This window comes from Luteococcus sediminum, assembly GCF_054783495.1.
The window spans coordinates 55,845-74,637 of record NZ_BAAGQL010000006.1 but is presented as its reverse complement, the minus strand read 5'-3'; the positions used below and the strand labels follow the sequence as shown (position 1 = coordinate 74,637).

The 18,793-nt window shown below is 70.7% G+C and carries 18 protein-coding genes; 5 read left to right on the top strand and 13 right to left on the bottom strand.

The genetic code is table 11. The features are described 5' to 3' along the window. Nucleotides 1–6 precede the first annotated feature (6 nt). From ACYVKA_RS04520 to ACYVKA_RS04470, 11 genes are all read right to left on the bottom strand, one after another. Nucleotides 7–2,979, bottom strand: coding sequence for a LysM peptidoglycan-binding domain-containing protein (locus ACYVKA_RS04520; RefSeq protein WP_460703323.1), 2,973 nt, complete (start codon nt 2,977–2,979; stop codon nt 7–9). Continuing rightward, on the bottom strand, nt 2,976–3,431 hold the full coding sequence (locus ACYVKA_RS04515) for a TadE/TadG family type IV pilus assembly protein (protein WP_394276921.1): 456 nt from the start codon (nt 3,429–3,431) through the stop codon (nt 2,976–2,978). The genes ACYVKA_RS04520 and ACYVKA_RS04515 overlap by 4 nt, the downstream gene beginning before the upstream one ends. Beyond that, the gene (locus tag ACYVKA_RS04510) at nt 3,428–3,811 is read right to left on the bottom strand and encodes a TadE/TadG family type IV pilus assembly protein (RefSeq protein WP_394276920.1); all 384 of its coding nucleotides are present in this window, start codon (nt 3,809–3,811) and stop codon (nt 3,428–3,430) included. Before ACYVKA_RS04510 ends, ACYVKA_RS04515 begins: the two co-directional genes overlap by 4 nt. A gap of 6 nt (nt 3,812–3,817) precedes the next feature. Further along, complete coding sequence (locus ACYVKA_RS04505; RefSeq protein WP_394276919.1) at nt 3,818–4,030, bottom strand: hypothetical protein; 213 nt, start codon at nt 4,028–4,030, stop codon at nt 3,818–3,820. A gap of 97 nt (nt 4,031–4,127) precedes the next feature. Next, nucleotides 4,128–5,030, bottom strand: a complete 903-nt coding sequence (locus ACYVKA_RS04500) for a type II secretion system F family protein (protein WP_460703321.1) — start codon at nt 5,028–5,030, stop codon at nt 4,128–4,130. Beyond that, complete coding sequence (locus tag ACYVKA_RS04495; protein WP_460703319.1) at nt 5,023–5,904, bottom strand: type II secretion system F family protein; 882 nt, start codon at nt 5,902–5,904, stop codon at nt 5,023–5,025. The genes ACYVKA_RS04500 and ACYVKA_RS04495 overlap by 8 nt, the downstream gene beginning before the upstream one ends. Further along, complete coding sequence (locus ACYVKA_RS04490; RefSeq protein ID WP_460703317.1) at nt 5,901–7,358, bottom strand: CpaF family protein; 1,458 nt, start codon at nt 7,356–7,358, stop codon at nt 5,901–5,903. Before ACYVKA_RS04490 ends, ACYVKA_RS04495 begins: the two co-directional genes overlap by 4 nt. Continuing rightward, nucleotides 7,355–8,206, bottom strand: a complete 852-nt coding sequence (locus tag ACYVKA_RS04485) for a hypothetical protein (RefSeq protein WP_460703315.1) — start codon at nt 8,204–8,206, stop codon at nt 7,355–7,357. Before ACYVKA_RS04485 ends, ACYVKA_RS04490 begins: the two co-directional genes overlap by 4 nt. A gap of 1 nt (nt 8,207) precedes the next feature. Continuing rightward, a complete protein-coding gene (locus tag ACYVKA_RS04480; protein WP_460703313.1) occupies nt 8,208–8,792 on the bottom strand; it encodes an SAF domain-containing protein in 585 nt (194 codons plus the stop codon). 443 nt (nt 8,793–9,235) lie between these two features. Next, entirely contained in the window at nt 9,236–9,469 is a 234-nt protein-coding gene (locus tag ACYVKA_RS04475) for a hypothetical protein (RefSeq protein WP_460703311.1), read from the bottom strand. 113 nt (nt 9,470–9,582) lie between these two features. Next, nucleotides 9,583–10,236 (bottom strand): CE1759 family FMN reductase, encoded by a 654-nt coding sequence (locus ACYVKA_RS04470; RefSeq protein ID WP_460703309.1) that lies wholly within the window; start codon nt 10,234–10,236, stop codon nt 9,583–9,585. Between the two features lie 87 nt (nt 10,237–10,323). On the opposite strand from ACYVKA_RS04470, the gene ACYVKA_RS04465 reads away from it, so the two are divergent. Beyond that, on the top strand, nt 10,324–11,658 hold the full coding sequence (locus tag ACYVKA_RS04465) for an MATE family efflux transporter (RefSeq protein ID WP_460703307.1): 1,335 nt from the start codon (nt 10,324–10,326) through the stop codon (nt 11,656–11,658). A 56-nt stretch (nt 11,659–11,714) separates the two neighbouring features. Here the strand turns inward: ACYVKA_RS04465 and ACYVKA_RS04460 are convergent, their stop codons facing one another. Continuing rightward, nucleotides 11,715–11,993: a hypothetical protein gene (locus ACYVKA_RS04460; protein ID WP_460703305.1), complete on the bottom strand. Its 279-nt coding sequence runs from the start codon at nt 11,991–11,993 to the stop codon at nt 11,715–11,717. Between the two features lie 270 nt (nt 11,994–12,263). Continuing rightward, complete coding sequence (locus ACYVKA_RS04455; protein ID WP_460703303.1) at nt 12,264–13,421, bottom strand: LLM class flavin-dependent oxidoreductase; 1,158 nt, start codon at nt 13,419–13,421, stop codon at nt 12,264–12,266. A gap of 156 nt (nt 13,422–13,577) precedes the next feature. Here ACYVKA_RS04455 and ACYVKA_RS04450 point away from each other — a divergent pair, with 156 nt between their 5' ends. From ACYVKA_RS04450 to ACYVKA_RS04435, 4 genes are all read left to right on the top strand, one after another. Beyond that, nucleotides 13,578–15,521 carry a penicillin-binding transpeptidase domain-containing protein gene (locus tag ACYVKA_RS04450; protein WP_460703301.1) on the top strand — a complete coding sequence of 648 codons (1,944 nt, stop codon included), beginning with the start codon at nt 13,578–13,580 and terminating at the stop codon, nt 15,519–15,521. 759 nt (nt 15,522–16,280) lie between these two features. Beyond that, on the top strand, nt 16,281–17,165 hold the full coding sequence (locus ACYVKA_RS04445) for a mechanosensitive ion channel family protein (RefSeq protein ID WP_460703299.1): 885 nt from the start codon (nt 16,281–16,283) through the stop codon (nt 17,163–17,165). 259 nt (nt 17,166–17,424) lie between these two features. Beyond that, nucleotides 17,425–18,345, top strand: a complete 921-nt coding sequence (locus ACYVKA_RS04440; RefSeq protein WP_460703297.1) for a hypothetical protein — start codon at nt 17,425–17,427, stop codon at nt 18,343–18,345. Beyond that, the gene (locus ACYVKA_RS04435) at nt 18,342–18,707 is read left to right on the top strand and encodes a GntR family transcriptional regulator (protein WP_460703295.1); all 366 of its coding nucleotides are present in this window, start codon (nt 18,342–18,344) and stop codon (nt 18,705–18,707) included. The genes ACYVKA_RS04440 and ACYVKA_RS04435 overlap by 4 nt, the downstream gene beginning before the upstream one ends. The last annotated feature ends 86 nt before the right edge of the window (nt 18,708–18,793 follow it).

The window sequence follows — 18,793 nt, the reverse complement described above, 5'->3', positions numbered from 1 at the left end:
CACCAGTCACGCACCTCGCGCGCGCTGGCGTCCTTCCATCACCTCCTGCACGAGCATGACCGTCTGGTCGTCGAGGTCAACCCCTTGGGCGCGGGCTGCACGGGTGGCCTGCATCACCAGTCGCTCCACCTCCAGGCGGTTGCCGGCCCGGTGCTCGGTGCGGATCCGGGCGCGCAGCAGCATCTCGTCACTGGGGGCGACGACCAGGGCGCGGCTGGCGGCCCACCGGGCCAGGTCGACGTCGCCGGCCTGCAGGGCCCGCTCCGCCAGCACGACACCGACGTCGCGCACCACCGAGGCCATGTCGCAGCGCAGCTCCTCGGCCCAGTGCCACTGCCCCGGCGCCGCATCGGCCAGCGGGGCGCCGCGGACCATCCGCAGCACCTCGGTGAGGGTGCCGGTGTCGGTGTGGTTCACCCCGCGGCCCACCAGCAGCTGCACCCGTTCCCAGTCGGTGCTGACGCCAGGGTGCAGCTGGATGCGTCCGGAGTAGGCATCGGGCAGGTAGGGCTCGCCGTTGGCGTCGGTACCCAGCCAGGTGCGCAGTCGGCTCATGTTGGAGCGGCGGGTGCCCTCGGCCACCAGTAGCTGGCGGGCCATCATCGTCGCCGTGGCGCAGGGATTGCAGTGGATCCACGCGGCGTACTCGATGCACTGGCGACGAGCCCGGGTCGGTTCCGGTCCTTGCGCGCCATCCAACTCGATCGGGCCGAGCAGCTTGAGGATCGGGTGGTCTTCACCGGTGGGTGCCACAGGGGTCTCCTCGTCGAGCTCGTGGACAGCGCTGCGCTGGTCGATGGGCGTGATGGTGGGGGGTAGGTCGTCGGCCCACCATGGGGCTGGGAGGTCCTCGTCGCCGCTGCTGGCCTGCAGAAGCCCGACCAGGGCTCGTCGCACGCGCGTCTGCAGCTGGTGGGCGGTGAAGGTCTCGCCGGTGGAGCACAGGCGTGCGACCGGCGGGGTGGCGGGCACCTCGTCCTGCGCGTCCTCGCCCGGTGTGCCCTGGTCATGGACGCCCTGGTCGGGGGCGGGCTCTTCTCCGGACGGCTGCGCGGTGACCTCGATGATCTCCCCGCAGCGCGGCACCGTCCGGGCGGCGGCCAGCACACTGATCCCCACGGCGGCGCCGTCGAGACCGGCGGTGATGCGGCGCCACTGTTGCTCGTCCAGCGCCTCGGCGAAGACGTGCACCTGAGGCGCCCAGGCCTCCCACCGGTCGGGGTCCTGGCGCAGGCGCTCCAGGTCGACATTCCCGTCCCGCGCCTCGACCTCGAGCCGGGCCCGCCCCAGCGCGACCCGCCGGGCCGCCAGGCTGCGCTCCAAGTGGGTGAGGCCCTGCTCCGCATCGGGCAGGTGGGTGAGCTGCGGATGGTCCAACAGCGACATCCAGGGCAGTTCACCAACGAGTACCAGCCGGCTCTCGGCCGACCAGGGCTGCAGGGCCAAACCGGTGGTGGTGGCCGCCAGCAGACCGGCGACCCCCTCAGGATCACCCAGGACGGCGGTGCTGCGGACGGCCTCCAGGTCGTGCAGTACGGGTTCGCCATTGTCAGTCTCGCCGAGCAGCACCGAGGTCGGGCAGGCCTCCACCGGAGCCTCCTGCACCGTCGAGGCTGCCCTGGCCATCGCCGACTCCAGCCTCAGGCCCTCACGGTCCGGCAACGTGATCCGGCGGCCAAGGCCCCGCCCGCCGAGCTGTTCGCGTCGTCGCGCCACCAGGGCGGAACTGATGGCTGCGGCCAGCAGCACCCCCATGCCCCCGAGCACGGCCCGGCTCGGGTCCCCCAGCACGTCGAGGGTCTGCGAGGTCGCCTCCAGCTCGGGAGCCTGCGTCGGGGCGAGGCTCGCCCGGGACGGCTGGGCAGGTCGGGTCGGGCCCTGCACGGCCCCAGGGGATTGGGAGGGCTCCGAGGATCGGCTGGGCTCGCCCGACTGACTGGGTCGACTGGACCCGTCGGGCTGACTGGGTCGACTGGACCCATCGGACTGGCTGGGCCGGCTCTGCTGGCTGGTCGGTTGCGAGCTCGTCGGCTGTGAGGCCGCGGCCCCCGCGCGATCCCCGGCCTGCTCGGTGGGGTCCGGGGGCTGCCGGTCGCGGGAGGGCGCGTCGGGCAGGGTCAGCCGCCATCCGGGCTGCACCACGTCCGGATCGGTGACTGCGGACTCGTTCAGCTGCTGGATCTCGGGCCAGCGCTCCCGGTCGCCCAGCTCGTCGGCGGCGATCTGGCTGAGGCTCTCGCCGGGGGCGACGACGTGCTCCCGTGGGCCTGCCGGTTCCGTCTTGTCGGTTCCCGGCTTCGCCACGGCAAGACCCGGCAGGCGCAGCTCGGCCCCGACCTCCAGACGGGTGACGTCGCTGATCTGGTTCTCGGCAGCGATCTGGCGCCAGCGGGTGCCGTCGCCGTAGTGCTCTTCCGCGATGCTCCACAGGTCGTCACCGGCCACCACGCGGTGGGTGCGCAGCTGCGGCCCGGGTGGAGTCTCAGGAGCAGGGGTCTGCGCCGTGCGGTCCGGGACGGAGCCATCCGGAGCCGCGCTCGGCACGGGAGCCTCGGGACGCGCGAACGGACTGGCAGGCGCGTGCGGGTGCGCGCTGGCGGTGATGGGCGCCGGACGCTCCGCCTGCTGCGCCGCTGCCGAGGCAGGTGGCACCACCATGGCCGCCACGGCCGCCACCAACACGGCGACCACGGACTGAGCCAAGCCGGCGCCAGGAATCCGGATGCGCACCCGTCCCCGGCTCACCAGTCGTGCCAGCTCGGCCAGCACCGAGGCGAGGACCACCGCCCAGGCCACCCATCCGACCAAGGTGATGACGGCCAGCAGGAAGGCGCCGGTGTCGGGCACCCGCACCAGCGCGTCCCAGTCGAGGCCGGTGATGCCTCCCAGCCGTCCGGTCCGCAACAGCAGGAGCGGGGCACCGGCCACCAGCAGCACGAGGGTCACCAGCGAGCCCAGGCCCCTCAGCACGCGCGTCATGGTCGTCTCTCCCTGAAGGTGTCGAGTCGGTGGGACTGGTCGGCCTGCACCTGCCAGGAGCCGGGCAGTCCGGGAACCAGCAGGTCGGCGAGCGGAATCCGGCAGGAGACCATCACGGCCACGTCGGCCTCGGCGCCGGGGGCTGTGGAGAAGCCGGACAGGTTGATGTCGATCCGCTGGTCCCCGCACTGCAGCCCGGGTACCTGGAGGCTGGCCTGGGCCACCTGCACAGCCCGTGCCCGGGCGGCGCCGGCTTCTCGTTCCAAGGTCGCGGCGCGGGCGGCGGCCGAGGCGGCCTGCTGCACCTGGGTGCGGGCCGTCCACAGCCGCCAGCCGGCCGTGAGCACGCACAGCACCAGCACGAGCACGGGTACCACCAGCACCAGTTCGAGGGCCACCGAGCCGCGCTCGTCGCAGCGAGGCTCCGCCGGAGCCCTGTTGATACGGCTCATGGCGCCTCCCTGGGCATCTCGGCGTGGGCCTGAACGGTGCGCGGGCCGATCGGGAAGAAGCCGTCCACGCGACCCTCCACGTCGACGGTCACCTCACCGGCCCCGCCGACCCGCACCTGCACGTCGAGCAGGCCTGACTGGCCCGCGACCTCGCGGGCCACCCGCTCTGCGACGCCACTGCCCTGCCCGGCCAGCGACTGGGCCTCCGCCCCGGCCAGGGCGGCATGGTGGGCGGCGGTGCGGGCGTGCAGGACGATGCCGGCCTGGATGATGCCGAGCACGCTGAGCAGCAGGACCGGCAGCAGCACGGCCCACTGGATCGACTCGGACATGCCGCGCTCGGTGCGGGGCACTGGCGGGGCGGGCAGGCGGGGCTTCATCGGGTCCTACTTGGGCATGTTCTTGGTGACATAGGCCTTCACGGCGGTGACGACGATGATCGCGATGGCGACCGCGCCGGCCAGCAGGACCGCGTTCTCGGTGGACTGGGACAAGCCGCGCTCGTCACGTCGCCCACCGGCGCCGGGCGGCTCGATGGGGTGGAGCAGGCAGACGACGAGGCCGACCAGGAGGTCGAGGTTCACGTTCTTGCGATTCATGTCAGGTTTCCTTTCAACAGGAGTGTGGCGACGGGCTGTCAGTTGTCCACAGGTCTGTGGACAATTGACGGGAAATCTGTGGACAGCTGTGGAGAACTCATCCGAGCCCCAGCAGCGTGAGGATCGGCGGGGTCAGGAAGGCCAGGCCGAAGATCATCGACGGGATGACCATCCAGACCGTCATCCGTTCCGAGACCTGCTGGGCGGCGAGCTTCTCCCTGCCCAGGTGGGCATCGCGCAGCTCGGCGACGCGCGCCCGCAGGGCCGGGGTGAGCGCGGCACCCTGCTCGTCGAGGCGCATCACGTCGGCGATGTCGGCAATCTGCGGCAGCGAGAGCTCCTGGGAGAGCCGGTGCAGCTCCTGCCACGGCGGGCGCTGTTCCAGCCGGGAACGCTCCAGGGCGGTGCGCAGGCGCGTGAACAGCACCGAGTCGGACAGGCTCGCGGCCTGCAGCATCGCCTGGCTGGCCGAGGCATTGGCCAGCCGCTCCAGCGTCACCAGGTCGAAGTAGGTGTAGAGCGCTTCGCCGGCATCGGCACGCACTCCCTCGTCGGAGCGGCGCAGGGCGATGTCGGGCCAGACCCAGCCCACCACCGCGCACGCGATCGAGGCGACCAGCGGCACGGGACGCACCAGCTGCCCCATGCCCTGCAGGGCGGCGGTGGCCAGCAGCGGCGTGGCCAGCCCGAGCAGCACCAGCAACAGCTTCTCGGCGACGAAGTCCCCGATGGAGCGTCCCCGCAAGGCCAGCAGTTGCCGGCTGCGAGCCGACAAGGGAAGCCGCAGCCGCGTGAAGGCCCAGGCACCGAGCCGCGGCAGCAGCTCCTCATCGGTGACCTCGACCCGCTCCACGGTCTCGGCGGACTGCTGCCCGGCAAGAGATGCCAGGGCGTCGTCGAGCCGGGGCGGGCGTCCGCGCAGCCCCAGCCCCACCAGGAAGAGGCCACCGGCCAGCAGGCAGCCGCACAGGGCGACCACGGCAATCGTCAGGTCAGGCATGGCCCACCTCCGCGAGGCCCGGGCGGCGCAGGATGCGTTCGCGCTGGCGCGGACGGGTCACCCGACGCATCGCCATCAGCGAGCCGACATAGCCGGCCAGCAGCAGGCAGACCATCAGCTGCCCGATCGGGCTGCCGTAGGGGGCGAAGAAGCCGGGGCTGGCCACCACCGCCACGGACAGCGCGACGATGCTGATCACGGTCACCTGGCGCACCACGATGCGCGGCTTGGAGCGTTCCGATTCGATCTCGCGCAGGGCGCGAAGCCTTGCCTGGATGGAATCGGCCAGGCCCGACAGGGTGGCGGTGGCGCCCTGCCCGCCGCGCTGGGCGGCCAGCACCAGGGCGGCGATGACGGCATCGGCGTCGGGGCTGTCGAGGTCGTCGGCCAGGGCCAGCAGGGCCTCGCGGGTGGTCCAGCGCGCCTCCAGCCGGGCGACCACCAGCTGCACCGGGGTGCGGATGGTGGCCGGCGCCTGGGGTGCGGTGGCGCGGATGGCGTCGGTGATGGACTTGCCGGTGGGCAGCGACGAGACCAGCGAGCGCACCCAGCGGTCGAGGGCCTCCAGCACCTCGATGTCGCGATTGGGCGGGTCGGCGAGCAGGGCGGGCAGCCCCATCACCAGCGCGGGGGTGGCGAGCAACATCACGGGCCAGCCGGTGACGAGGAAGAGCACGAGGGCGCCGGCGGCGGCCAGTCCGGCACGGATCCGCCAGGCTCGGGAGCGCTTCGTCCACCGTTGACCCAGACTTCTCCACAGATCTGTGGACGAACCTGTGGAAAACTCTCGTGGCCGGGGTCGAATCCCGTCCACAAGCAGCAACAGGCCCGCGACGACGGCCGCGGCACACAGTCCGGCCACCACTTGGTTCATCGTGAGGCCTCGAAACTGCCGTCGAACTCGACCAGCTCGTCCACAAGCTGTGGATCGAGGTGCCAGACCGGTTGCCGGGTGGCCGTCCCGGCCCGGTAGACGAGGTGGGTGACGGGCCGTCCGCCCTCGATGGCGCCGGTGAGCAGCCGGATCTCGCTGATGTGGCGGCTGCGGGTCCCGCCGCGCCAGGTGTCGTCGACCAGCCGCACGTGCACCAGCAGGTGGATGTTGTGCGCGATCTGCCGGTAGGCCTCGTCGATGCCCAGCACGCCGCCCTGGGCGACGCGCGAGGCGAGGCGGTCCATGGTGGAGGCCGCCGAGTGGGAGTGGGTGGTGCTCAGCGAGCCGGCGCCCGACTGCATGGCTTCGAACATGGCCGCGGCCTCTCCGCCACGCACCTCGCCCACCACCAGGCGCGACAGGTTCTGCCGCAGGGCCTCGGGGATCAGGTCGCCGATGGTGAACTCTCCGGTGCGGCTGCCATCGGCACCCCGCTCCCCCATGCCGATGCGCGCCTGCAGGGCCAGCATGTTCGTGCGGCCCGGTTGCAGGTGGGTGAGCAGCTCGTAGTCGGTCTCCAGGGTGCCGAAGCGTTCGGTGGCAGGGATCGCGTCGATCAGGGCACGCAGCAAGGTGGTCTTTCCTGCGCCCTGGTCCCCGGAGACGACGATCGACTTGCGGGCCAGGATCGCCTCGTGGAGCAGCTTGGCCACCTCCAGCGGCATCATGCCGCCCTCGGCCAGCTGGCGTAGGCTGATCGAGGTGAGGATGTGCTGGCGGATGATGATGCTGGGCCGGTAGCTCAGGCCGAAGGCGATCGCGTGCAGGCGGAAGCGGTTGCCCAGCGCCAGGGTCATCATCGGGTGTGCGTCGTCGAAGGGACGGCTCGGGTTGGCCGACTCGCCGAGGAACCTGATCGCCTCCACCAGTTCCTCGTCGGAGCTGGCGACGGGCGGGTGCGGTTCGCGACGGCCGTCGCCGTACTGCACGACGACACCGTCCCAGCCGTGGATCTCGATGTTCTCCGCATCGGGGATCTCGAACAGCGGTTGCAGCCGGCCGTAGCCGAAGATCGCATTCTCCACGGCAGCGGCATAGGCCTGTTCCAGCTCCAGCGGCCACAGCGCCTGCCCCTGCCGGGCCAGCTCCTCGGCATGGCCGCGCACCACCTGGCGGATGACCGATCGGCCCATCATGCGGCGGTCCTCGGCGCCCATCGCGTGGCCGCGGTCGCTGCTGAAGTGCTCGCTGGCGTCGGTGATCTGCTCTGAGGCGCGGCGGCGCAACAGCACCACCACCTCCCAGTCCACCTGCGGGCCGGGCACGACGTCCTCGGCTGCGGCGGCGGGGCGGGGCACGGACCACTGGGGCCGGTGGTTCACCGGGCGGGGAGCGCCGAGCCCGGCCAGTGCCTTCCCCAGCTCGGGGGTGACGGCATCCTGACGTGCCATCATTTGCCCCAGTCCTGGCTGGAGCGGGTCCCGGCGACCACCTCGGAGCGACGACGGCTCTGCTCGGCGAGGCTGGAGGCCAGCGCGCGGTGGCTGCGCGCCAAGGCTCCTTGGCCGAGTCCGCGGGGCGGTGGGCTCCCGTCGGAGAGCACTGCGGCGTGGCGGGGCTCCCAGGCAAGGCTGTGGCCGGGGCAGCCGAACTGGGTGCCGATCTCGGCACTGGCATAGGGCCGGTTGGGGCCGACCACCAGCAGTTCGACGTGGGTGGCCGCCCCCTCGGCCTGGGCCTGGAGGGTCGGCAGGTGCAGGCGTACCCCGGCCAGTGAGGGCAGGGAGCTGCGGCAGGTCACCAACGCCAGGTGTGCGGCCGCCACCAGCGGTTCGGGCAGTCCATCGCGGCCGATCCGTCCGGCGTCGACGAGCACGTCGGTGCCCACCTGGTCGAGGGCCAGCAGGGCATCGCAGAGCCCTTGCCAGACCGGGGTGAACAGGCTCACCGCGCCGGGATGGGTGAAGCCGGGAAGGAAACGTCGCTCGGGTCGTCGCCGGGCCTCGTCGCCGGCCTCGAGCATCGTCTCGGGGGTGCGCTGGTCAGGCTGTTGGTCCAGCGGGATGGTCTGCAGCCACAGCTCCTCAGACAGGGAGCGGTGTTCACGGTGGGCACCGGCCAGGGCGGCCAGTCCCCGGCCGGCCAGGTCGGCGCCCCGCAACCAGCCGGACTGGAGGGCCTGGGCGGGATCGCGGTCGGCGTCGACCAGCAGCACATCGCGCGGCCACTGCAAGGCCAGGCCCAGCGCGCTGGTGGTGACGCCGGGGGATCCCGCGGCGCTGGTGAGCACGATGAGGGCCATCTCAGCCTCCGGGGCGTCGCACCACGACCAGCAGGTCGCGGGCGGCGAGGTCGGCCAAGCGCTGCGCCTGGGCCTCGGGGACGGAGACGTCGAGCACGCGGGTGCTGCCGTCGGGCAGGGTGCTGGGGGCCACCACCACCTGAGCATCGACCAGCAGTGAGGTGGATTCGGCCTTGTCGGAGGTCACTTCGACCAGCTGGACGGGAGTTCCCTGCGGCAGGGCCTGGTTGGGCAGGCGGCCGGGGGCGAGCTTGAGGCCGAGCTGGGTGAGTCCGGGCTGCAACGCGAGCTCACCGATCGACGAGGCACCTATCAGGGAGCCCTGGGGCAGGTCCACCAGCGCATGGCGTCCGACCAGGCTGGAGAGCTGCTCGGCGGGCACGGTGTGCACCCCGGGTGCCTGACCGATGGTGACCACGGCCAGGTCCGACGGGCGCAGTTCGCTGCCGCGGGGCACGGTGCGGGTGGTCACCAGCACCTGGTTGGCGTGTGAGGCCTGCTGGTAGGCCATGGCCCCGCCGAGGCCGCCGAGACTGGCGAGCAGCACTCCGGCTGCGACCAGGCGCGGACTGCGGCGTGGCCTCAAGTGGGCGCCCAAGGGGGTTGCTGCTGCCCGGGCCAGAGGCGTCTGTGCAGAGGCCTCTGGTGCTCCGGTGTCGGTGGTGGGGCTGCCGGAAGGCGTGGCCGACAACCGTATCGGCGATGACTTCCTGGCAGTGCTCGTGCGTGCCATGCGGCGAGAGTTGCACGAATGTCCCAAACCCGCCCACCGTCATAATGACGGCTGTCGACGTGCTCCTGGAAGAGCCCGTCATGGACAACAGATGGCCCCGGGAGAGACGATTCCCTTGTCTGCAAGATCATCGCCAGTAGCCGGGGCGGTTGGATGCGGGGTGACGCCACCAACTGGCCCCAGACCGGGGAAAAGGCCGCATTTCCCGTGGTCACGGGAATCAACGGGGCTGCGGTGCGGGGATGCCCCACTTTCCTGAAGATTTCACCGGATGGACGGTGCCAGTCGAGTTCTGCTCACTCGCCGCCGCGCCTGGGCTCGGAGCCGGTGGTGGCCGGGGACACCTGGAGGCTGGTGGTCTGCACTGCGACGGCCTGCTGGCGCACACCGGCGGCCGAGGCGTCGGCGGGCGAGAGGGTGCCGAGGCCGCCGAAGGCGATGGTGCCGGCGGCCAGCAGGCCGGCCATGGTCCGGCGCAGGGCGCCAGTGCGGGTGGTGGGGGCGGGGGTCTGGTTGCTCGTCGTGTTCATGGCTCCACATTCGCGACGAAGCCTGTGCGTCGTCTGTGTGGCAGCGATGCGGCGGGTGTGAGCCCCAGATCATGTCGAACACCGCTCGCGTCGAACACCGCTCGCGCCGAGGATCAGATCGCGTCGAACATCTCCTGGAAGCTCTTGCTGAGCGTGATGTCGTCGGCGTCGGCCCGCTTGGCCCCCTTCGCCTTCGAAGGCTCGGCCAGCCGCGAGGCAGGCTGCTCGTCGTCGACCCGCTCGGCCAGCGAGTCACCGGAGCGCAGTCGCACCATCTCGGCCAGCTCCTGGGCGGCCTTCACGATGCGATCGTCCAGACCCGAACTGGAATGGCCCCAGTCCTCGGTGGCGGCGAAGACGCTGGTGGGCACCACGGCGGCCTTCAGGTAGAAGAACAGCGGCAGCATGGTGGAGTCGATGGCCAGCGAATGGCGCGAGCTGCCGCCCGTGGCGGCGAGCAGGACCGGCTTGTCGAGCAGCGCACCCTCGTGCAGGACGTCGAAGAACATCTTGAACAGTCCGGAGTGCTGCGCGTTGAAGACGGGGCTGACCACCACCAAGCCGTCGGAGTCGACGACCGCCTCCACCAGCTCGGCCAGGGCCGGCGACTGCACCCTGGTGAGCAGGGCATTGACCAGTTCGTGCGCAACCAGGCGCAGCTCGACGTGGCGCACCTGGTCGGCACCGGTCGCCGTCGCGAGGCGCTCGGCAAGCATGTGGCTGCTGGACGGATCCCCCAGTCCAGCGCTGATGGCAACGATGTTCATGTACTCACCCTTTCACCACGACAACACCTGCGGCGGCCGCCACATTCCCGGCCGCTGCCTCCGCCGGCCCGTCCTAGAGTGGGGCCGGTGAGCACCCCCGTCGAGCAGCGCGACCGCAGGAACGCCCCGGGGATCGGGCGCGAGATCGCCGCCCTGGCCATCCCCGCCTTCGCCACCCTGGTGAGCGAACCCCTGCTGCTGATGGCCGACTCGGCCATGGTGGGCCACCTCGGCACCACCCAACTGGCCGGCCTGGGCCTGGCCACCAGCGTGCTGGCCATCATCAACGGCCTGTGCGTCTTCCTCGCCTACGGCACCACCAGTTCGGTGGCGCGGCGCATCGGTGCGGGCGACCATGCCCGTGCGCTGGCCGGTGGCATCGACGGCATGGCACTGGGCCTCGGTCTCGGCCTGGTGCTGGCCCTGGCCCTGCAAGGAGCGGCCCCGACGGTGGTCGGGTGGTACGGCGCGAGCCCGGAGGTCACCGCGCAAGCCGTCAGCTACCTGCGCACCGCCGGCTGGGGCCTGCCGTTGCTGCTGCTGATGCTGGCCTCGACCGGGGTGCTGCGCGGGCTGAAGGACACCCGCACCCCATTGCGGGTGGCGGTGACGATGAACTTGGCCAACATCGGGCTCAACTACCTGTTCATGTACCAGCTGGACATGGGCATCCGCGGTTCCGCCCTGGGCACGCTGCTGGCCCAGGCGATCGGTTCGGCGGTACTGGCCACCGTCGTGCTGCGCGGTGCCCGGGCCGTCGGCACCCCGATGGGCATCCGGCTGCACGGCGTCCTGGAGGCTGCCCAGGGCGGCGTCTGGCTGGTGCTGCGCAGCGTCTGGCTGCAGGTCAGCCTGGCCGCCACCGTCGCCGTCGCCGCGCGAACCGGGCAGGTGGGCCTGGCTGCCCACCAGGTGAACAACTCGATCTGGGCCTTCCTGTGCCTGGCGCTGGACGCACTGGCGATCGCCGCGCAGGCCCTGGTGGGCCACTGCCTGGGCGCCGGCGACCCCGACCGGGTGCGCTCCATCACGGCGAGGCTGTGCTGGTGGGGCGCCGGTGGCGGGGTGGTCTTCGCGCTGCTGCTGGTACTGGTGCGCCCGCTGCTGGTGCCGGTCTTCACCGCCGACACCGACGTGCAGCACCTGCTGTCCCGGCTGTTGGTGGTGCTGGCGGTGATCACCCCGGCCGCGGGCGTGGTCTTCGTGCTCGACGGCGTGCTGATCGGCGCCGGCGATGCCCGCTACCTGGCCGGGGCCGGGCTGGTGGCGACGCTGGCCTACCTGCCGCTGGCGCTGCTGGTCAACCACCTGCAGGCGGGCGTGGTCTGGCTGTGGTTCGCCTACGGCGGCTACCTGTTGGCCCGCTTGGCGACGCTGGCGGTGCGTTCCCGCTCGACGGCGTGGATGCGGCTGGGTGCCTGAGGCGGGCGATGGGAATTCAGGCGCTGGTCCCGGCAATGCGGACCAGGTGCGCCGGATCAGGCGGCGCGGCCCCGTCTGAAGTCGACGTGGATCACCTCGGCCAGCTGTTCACTCTCGACGGCCTCGGCACCGGATGCGACCACGGCCGGGGCGGCGACGGCCAAGGCCGGCTCCTGCTTGCGGCGTACGCTCAGTTCCAGCCCGAGCATCGGCGCCAGTGCAATCATCGCCAGGGCGATCCAGATCGCCTTGATGCCGGCGGTGTGGGCCGTCGCGGCAGCCGAGAAGATCCCGGCAACACACAGTGCCCCCATGGTCAGTGAAGTTGCCTTCATGATTCCCTTCTGATGACACCGGTCCCCCGACTCGGGCCTCGCCAACGACGGTACGTGCCCATCGCGCCAGATCCGCAGTCGTCGGGACTTCCCACAAGGTGTCTTCAGTTCCGAGCCCGGAATTGTCCCGTCATCTGGGGACAAGCGTGACCGGGGCGACTGCGGCCTCGGCAACGATCATCACACGGCCAGGGGTCGGCGAACCGTCGCCGACCCCTGGCCCACAAGAGCTTCTGGACATCTGACCCGATCTTCTTCCCGGGGCGCCGCTCAAAGATCGTTCTGGTCGCGGTCGCTGGTCCCGGTCCAGATGTCCTTCTTGTCACCGAAGTGGTGCTGTGCCGCCTCGGCGACGGCACCCCGCTCGGCCACCATCGATGCGTGGGTGGGCGCCTCGGGGATGTTGGACGGACGCCCCTGGGCATAGCCCCTGCGCATCTCGGGCAGGATGTCACCCAGCAGGTCCAGCTGCTCCAGCACGGTCTTGAGCGGCAGGCCGGCGTGGTCGATCAGGAAGAGCTGGCGCTGGTAGTGGCCCACCTTCTCGGTCATTCCCAGGTAGCGTTCCAGCACCTGTTGGGGCGATCCGACCGTCAGCGGGGTCATGGAGCTGAACTCCTCCAGCGACGGGCCGTGTCCGTAGACCGGCGCATTGTCGAAGTAGGGGCGGAACTCCTTGACCGCGTCCTGCGAGTTCTTGCGCATGAAGAACTGTCCCCCCAGCCCGACGATCGCATCCTGCGCCCGGCCGTGGCCGTAGTGCTGGTAGCGCTGGCGGTACAGGTCGACCATCTGCATGGTGTGCTCGATGTTCCAGAAGATGTTGTTGTGGAAGAAGCCGTCACCGTAGTATGCGGCCTGTTCGGCGATCTCCGGGGAACGGATCGAGCCGTGCCAGACGAAGGGCGGCACCTCGTCGAGCGGACGGGGCGTGGCGGTGAAGCCCTGCAGGGGCGTGCGGAACTTGCCCTTCCAGTCCACGACGTCCTCGCGCCACAGCCGGTGCAGCAGGTTGTAGTTCTCCAGGGCCAGGTTGATGCCCTGGCGGATGTCCTTGCCGAACCAGGGGTAGACCGGGCCGGTGTTGCCGCGGCCGAGCATCAGGTCGATGCGGCCGTCGGCCAGGTGCTGCGCATAGGCGTAGTCCTCGGCGATGCGCACCGGGTCGTTGGTGGTGATCAGGGTGGTGGCCGTCGACAGGATGAGCGTCTGGGTCACGGCGGCCAGGTGCGCCATCAGGATCGGCGGGTTGGCCGGGGCGATGAAGGGCGGGTTGTGGTGCTCGCCGGTGGCGAAGACGTCAAGCCCGATCTCCTCGGCCTTCTTCGCGATCGCGACGGTGGCCTTGATCCGCTGGCTCTCGGTGGGGATCGTGCCGCTGGTGGGATCGGCGGTGACGTCGCCGATGGTGAAGATGCCGATCTGCATGACTGCTCCTTCGATCTGCAGAGGATCGCCCCAACAGGTAGTTGAGGTTTCATCTACTTTAACCGCAGCTGGGTGCCAGCTATTCCCGACCCGCCGCCAGAAGCCCCCGAGGCGCCGACGGACGGTTACGATCGGCCCAATCCCCCAGGAGGCGCCATGCGAAACCCAGCATCGATTGCAAAGTCCACCCTGGCCGGTCTCGCGGCCCTGGCCATGCTCACCGGCTGCACCGACAGCTCCTCCACCACCCCGCCCGACGGGGCCCCCGCCGCCGACGCCAGCCTCACCGCCCTGGCCAAGGGGCTGAGCAGCCACGACCTGTCCGCCGTCCCGCTGTCGGTCCCCGCCAGCGCCGCCCAGAAGGAGCTCGACGTGCTCGTCGGCGGCATGGACGGATTGCGCCCCACCGTCACGCCAGGCCAGGTCAGCTATGACCACAAGGCAGGAACCGCGACGGCACAACTGGCCCACCGGCTTCCGCTGGGCAGCCAGACCTGGGACTGGACCAGCACCGCCACCCTCGAACTCGCCGGCCAGCAGTGGCGGGTGCGCTGGGAACCCCAGGTGGTCCAGCCCGACCTCGACGCCAGCACCCGACTGCGCCACACGCGCGACGTGCCCACCCGCGCCGCCATCACCGGCGCGGATGGCCAGGCCCTGGTGGAACAGACCACCGCCTGGCGCGTCGGGGTCGACAAGTCGGTGCCCCAGGCCAGCGTCCAGACCACCGCCCGCACCCTGGCCCAGCTCGTCGACATCGACGCAGACGCCTACGCCAAGCGGGTCTCCAGCGCCGGCCCGAGCGCCTTTGTCCCGGCCATCACCCTGCGCCAGGGCAAGGTTCCCGCGGCCGCCAAGACCATGCCCGGGGTCGCCGTCCTGCCCGTCGAGCTGCCACTGGCCCCCAGCGCCAGCTTCGCCGTCGGCATCCTCGGCGGCGCCGGCGAGGCCTCGGCCGAGCAGGTGGCCAAGGCCAAGGGGGACGTGCTGCCCGGCGACATCGTCGGCACCAGCGGCCTGCAGGCCCGCCACGACGCCCGCCTGCGCGGCGCCGTTGGGCACACCGTCGAGGTGGTCCGACGCTCCAGCCCCACGCCCAGCCCCACAACCAGCCCCACGGACCAAACCGGCGCGAGCCCGTCGCCCAGCGCGTCCCCCGTGGTCAAGCGCCTGTTCACCAGCCCGGCGAAGCCCGGGAGCCCGGTGGCCACCAGTCTGGACCGGACCCTCCAGGAGCGTGCGGAGAAGGCCCTGTCCGGCCAGAAGGGCATCGCCTCACTGGTGGTGGTCAAGGTGGGCACCGGCGACGTGCTGGCCGCCGCCACCTCGACAGCCACCGGCGGCCAGCCGGTGGCCACCCAGGGCCACTTCGCCCCCGGCTCCACCTTCAAGGTGGCCAGCTCCTTGGCCCTGCTGCGCAAGGGGCTCACCCCCACCAGCCCGGTCCCCTGCACCAAGCAGGTCACCGTCAACGGGCGCGTCTTCACCAACTACTCCGACTTTCCCGCCAGCAAGGTCGGCACCATCACGCTGTCCGACGCACTGGCGAACTCCTGCAACACCGCCTTCATCGCCGAGCGCGAGCGCCTGGACGCCGATGACCTGGCGCAGGCCGCGCAGAGCCTGGGCATGGGCGTGGACCACGACGCTGGCTTCGGCTCCTTCTTCGGCGCGGTGCCCACTGCCAAGGACCCGGTGACGAAGGCCGCCGACATGATCGGCCAGGGCACCGTCGAGGCCTCCCCAATGGCGATGGCAGGGGTGGCCGCCTCCGTCGCCTCCGGCCACACGGTGGTGCCCTGGCTGGTGGCCGAGAAGAAGCCCACCCAGAAGGAACCGACGCTCACCCCCGCCGAGGCCAGCCAACTGCAGGCGCTGATGAAGGCCGTGGTCAGCGACGGATCGGGCAAGGTGCTGGCCGGCCAGATGACCGGCGCCAAGACCGGCACCGCCGAGTACGGCACCGCCACGCCACCCAGGACGCACGCCTGGATGATCGCCTGGAACGGCCAGTACGCGGTCTCGGCCATGGTCCACGACGGCCGCTCGGGTTCGCAGGATGCAGCCCCGGTGATCAAGGCCTTCCTGTCCGGCGCGTGAGAGAAAATCACCCTTCGGCCACTTGGACAAATACCCAGAAACGCTTGTCGGGCAGAGAATCCGCCTGGCCACCAAGCGAGTTCCTGGACGAATGGTCAGCATTGATGTCCATTGGGTCACCCGTTGCGTGGCGTGCTTGTCGCCAGTGCTGAGTGAAGAATTGCTGTTCAGCGTCGCAAAACCCACCCAGGAACTGCTCGTGCCCCTCATCGCGCTGACGAGCGCCACAGTTCCCCAGGTCTGCACACACAGGACCGGGCGAGAGCCCGACGCCAGGCCACCACCCCCGCAGACCACCGCCGAGGTCGCCAGGGTCCACACCGAGCCCCAGCCCGAAGCCATCGCGAAGATGTCCAGAGGGAACCGGACCCCGGCGAGTATCACCTCGGGACTCTCGCCAGCCAGCCACTGCCGCAGCCTCGCGCGAAGCCCCGTTCCCCCATGATTCGAGCGGCAGTGGAGCGCTTCGAGCGCGTGACCCCACGCGCCGTGGCCAATCAGCCAGAAGAAGTACCACCTTGAGCTTTGACGCTATACGCATTCCCTGTCCACGAAGGAGAATGCAGACGCCTCCCCTCGTCTCGAGGAGGCTCACCATGTCCGTCACCCACCCCTCGGATCCACCCCAGATCCCTGCGACCCCATCATCTGCAGGGTGTTCAAGGAGTGCCCACCTGCCGACGCTGACAGGCACCGGAACGACCAGTTCGGCCCGCCAGCCCTTCGGGGACGGCGGGCCGAACCGTCACAATGGGTGCCATGACGCCCCTGATCACCTTCGACTGGCCGAGTGATGCCATCACCATCGGCATCATCATCGTGGTGGCGCTGCTCGCCCGCTGGATCGTCCAGGTCGCCATCCGGCGCATCGTCGCCCTGTCCACCCAGCGCACCCTGCAGCACCTGGAACGGCTTGGCCGGCCCGGTCAGGTCATCGCCCAGGCCGCTGGCCTGGAATCGCGCCGCCAGACCGCCCGCGCGGCGACCATGGGCTCGGTGCTCGGGAGCGCGGCGACGCTGGTGATCTCGGTCACGGCCGTCCTGATGATCCTGGGCGATCTCGGGATCAACTTGGCACCCCTGCTGGCCTCGGCCGGTGTCGGCGGCGTCGCCCTGGCCTTCGGCGCGCAGAGCCTGGTCAAGGACGTGCTCAGCGGGCTCTTCCTGATCGTCGAGGACCAGTTCGGTGTGGGCGACGTCATCACCAGCGGCGAGGTGACCGGCACCGTGGAGCACGTGGGGCTTCGCGTCACCAGCGTCCGCGATGCCAGCGGGATGCTCTGGTACCTGCGCAATGGCGAGATCACCACCTTGGGCAATGTCTCGCAGGGGTGGAGCAGCGCGACGGTGGACATCCCGGTCCACCCCGGTGAGAACGCATCGCGCGCCATCGAGGTGCTCGACAAGGTGGCTGCGCGCTTCAGCGAGGACGAGGACTTCGTGGACGTCCTCGTCGATCCGGCGGAGGTGCTCGGCGTGGAGGCGGTCACGGCCCAGGCGATGACCCTGCGGCTGACCGCGAAATGCCTGGCCAACCACCAGTGGGGCGTCCAGCGCGAACTGCGCGAGCGGGCCAAGCAGGCCCTCGACGAGGCCGGCATCCGCGGCCCCATCGCCGCCTGGGCGGCGCCCCGACCCACCTGAGTCGAGGCCAACCGACTCAGCCCAGTCCCACCTGCCCCGTACTGCCGTGCGTCCTACCCCCTGCCCGACATGCGCTCGAGCCGCCAGAAATGCAGCCCATACGGCACCCGGCACGTTCAAATTTCCTTCGCCGCCGTATGCGCTGCAATTTCAGTGTCCGCGCGCCGAATTTGTATCAACCCCTTGACACATGCAACCCCTTCGACGGATTCTTGTATCAATCACCTGATACAAAATCAGGTCGTTCCGGGAGCCCGCCATGGTCCTCATCGCACTGGTCGCCGTACCGCTCGCCTTCGTCCTGACGGGCATGTTCACCCAACGGCGGCGCACCCGCCTGCTGGCCGACCCCGCCACCCATCCGGGACTCGCCCACCTCGACCGGGCCAGCATCCTTGCCCGACGGATCGGTGTGGCGGCGGGAACCGTGCTGGGCATCGCTGCCGCCATGGTCCTCCCGCTGGGACGTGGAGTGCTGTTGGCGCCGTCGTTGTTCTCCCTGGTCCTGGTGCTGGCCCTCGTCGCCACGGAGGCCCGGCTCTGGCGCAGCGCCCGCACGCCGGGCATCGCCGGGCTGGAGACCCGCAACCCCGTCAGCTACCTGCCCCGCGCCCTCCTCCTCGGGCTGGGGGCCACGAGCGCCAGTCTCCTCGCCCTGCTCACCTGGTGTGCAGCCCACCAGAACACGAGTCCCGACGGCATGGGCATCATCGGGCGCGCCTTCGAGTGGCGGGTGCTGCAGAGTCCCGGGGACCCGGGTGTGGTGGTCAGCACCAAGGGGCCCTTCCCCGGCACCTGGTACTCGATGCCGATCGCCGTCGTGCTGGTCGGCGTGCTGCTCGTACTCGTCCTGGGGCTGGGCCTGGTCCTGCGGCGGCCGCGCAATGGTGCCGACCCGGTCGTGGTGGCGATCGACGACCAGGCCCGTATGCGCAATGCCGAGGCCATGACGGCCGCGGCCCTGCTCGGAGTCGCCGGAAGCCTGCTCGCCTGTTCCCTGCTGGCCGCGATGATGGTGCTGGAACCCTTCCCCTGGCTCGCCCTCGCGCTGGTGGTCTCCGCCTTGTGCGCCTTGCTGGCCTGCACCTGGGCCATCTCGGTGCTCCTGGTGCCAGGACGGGGGATGCCCGTGAGGTCCACTCCCGCGTCGGGAGCCACGGCGATGGGGTCGGTCCTGTGACCCTGCCCATCGCCCTGGATGAGCACGACCCGACCCCACCCTTCGAGCAGCTGCGACGCCAGATCGCCCACGCCATCACCACGGGGAGCCTGGTGCACGGATCGAAGCTGCCGCCGGTGCGCCAGTTGGCCGGAGACCTGGGGGTGGCGCCCGGCACGGTGGCGCGGGCCTACAAGGAGCTGGAGGCCGCCGGGTTCGTCTCGACGGCCCGTCGTGCAGGCACGACAGTGATCGGGCGCCTCCAAGTGGACCCGGGATCGGCACTGACGACGCTGACGAAGACCTTTGTGGCCCGCGCCCGGCAACTCGGGGCCGACGAGCGGGCCATCCGTGAGGCCCTGGACCAAGCCCTCGGACACTGACCTGTGAGGTGCCGACCCATCAGGCGCGCAGAAATTGCCACACATACGGCACCCGACACGTTCAAATTCCCTCGATGGCCGTTTGA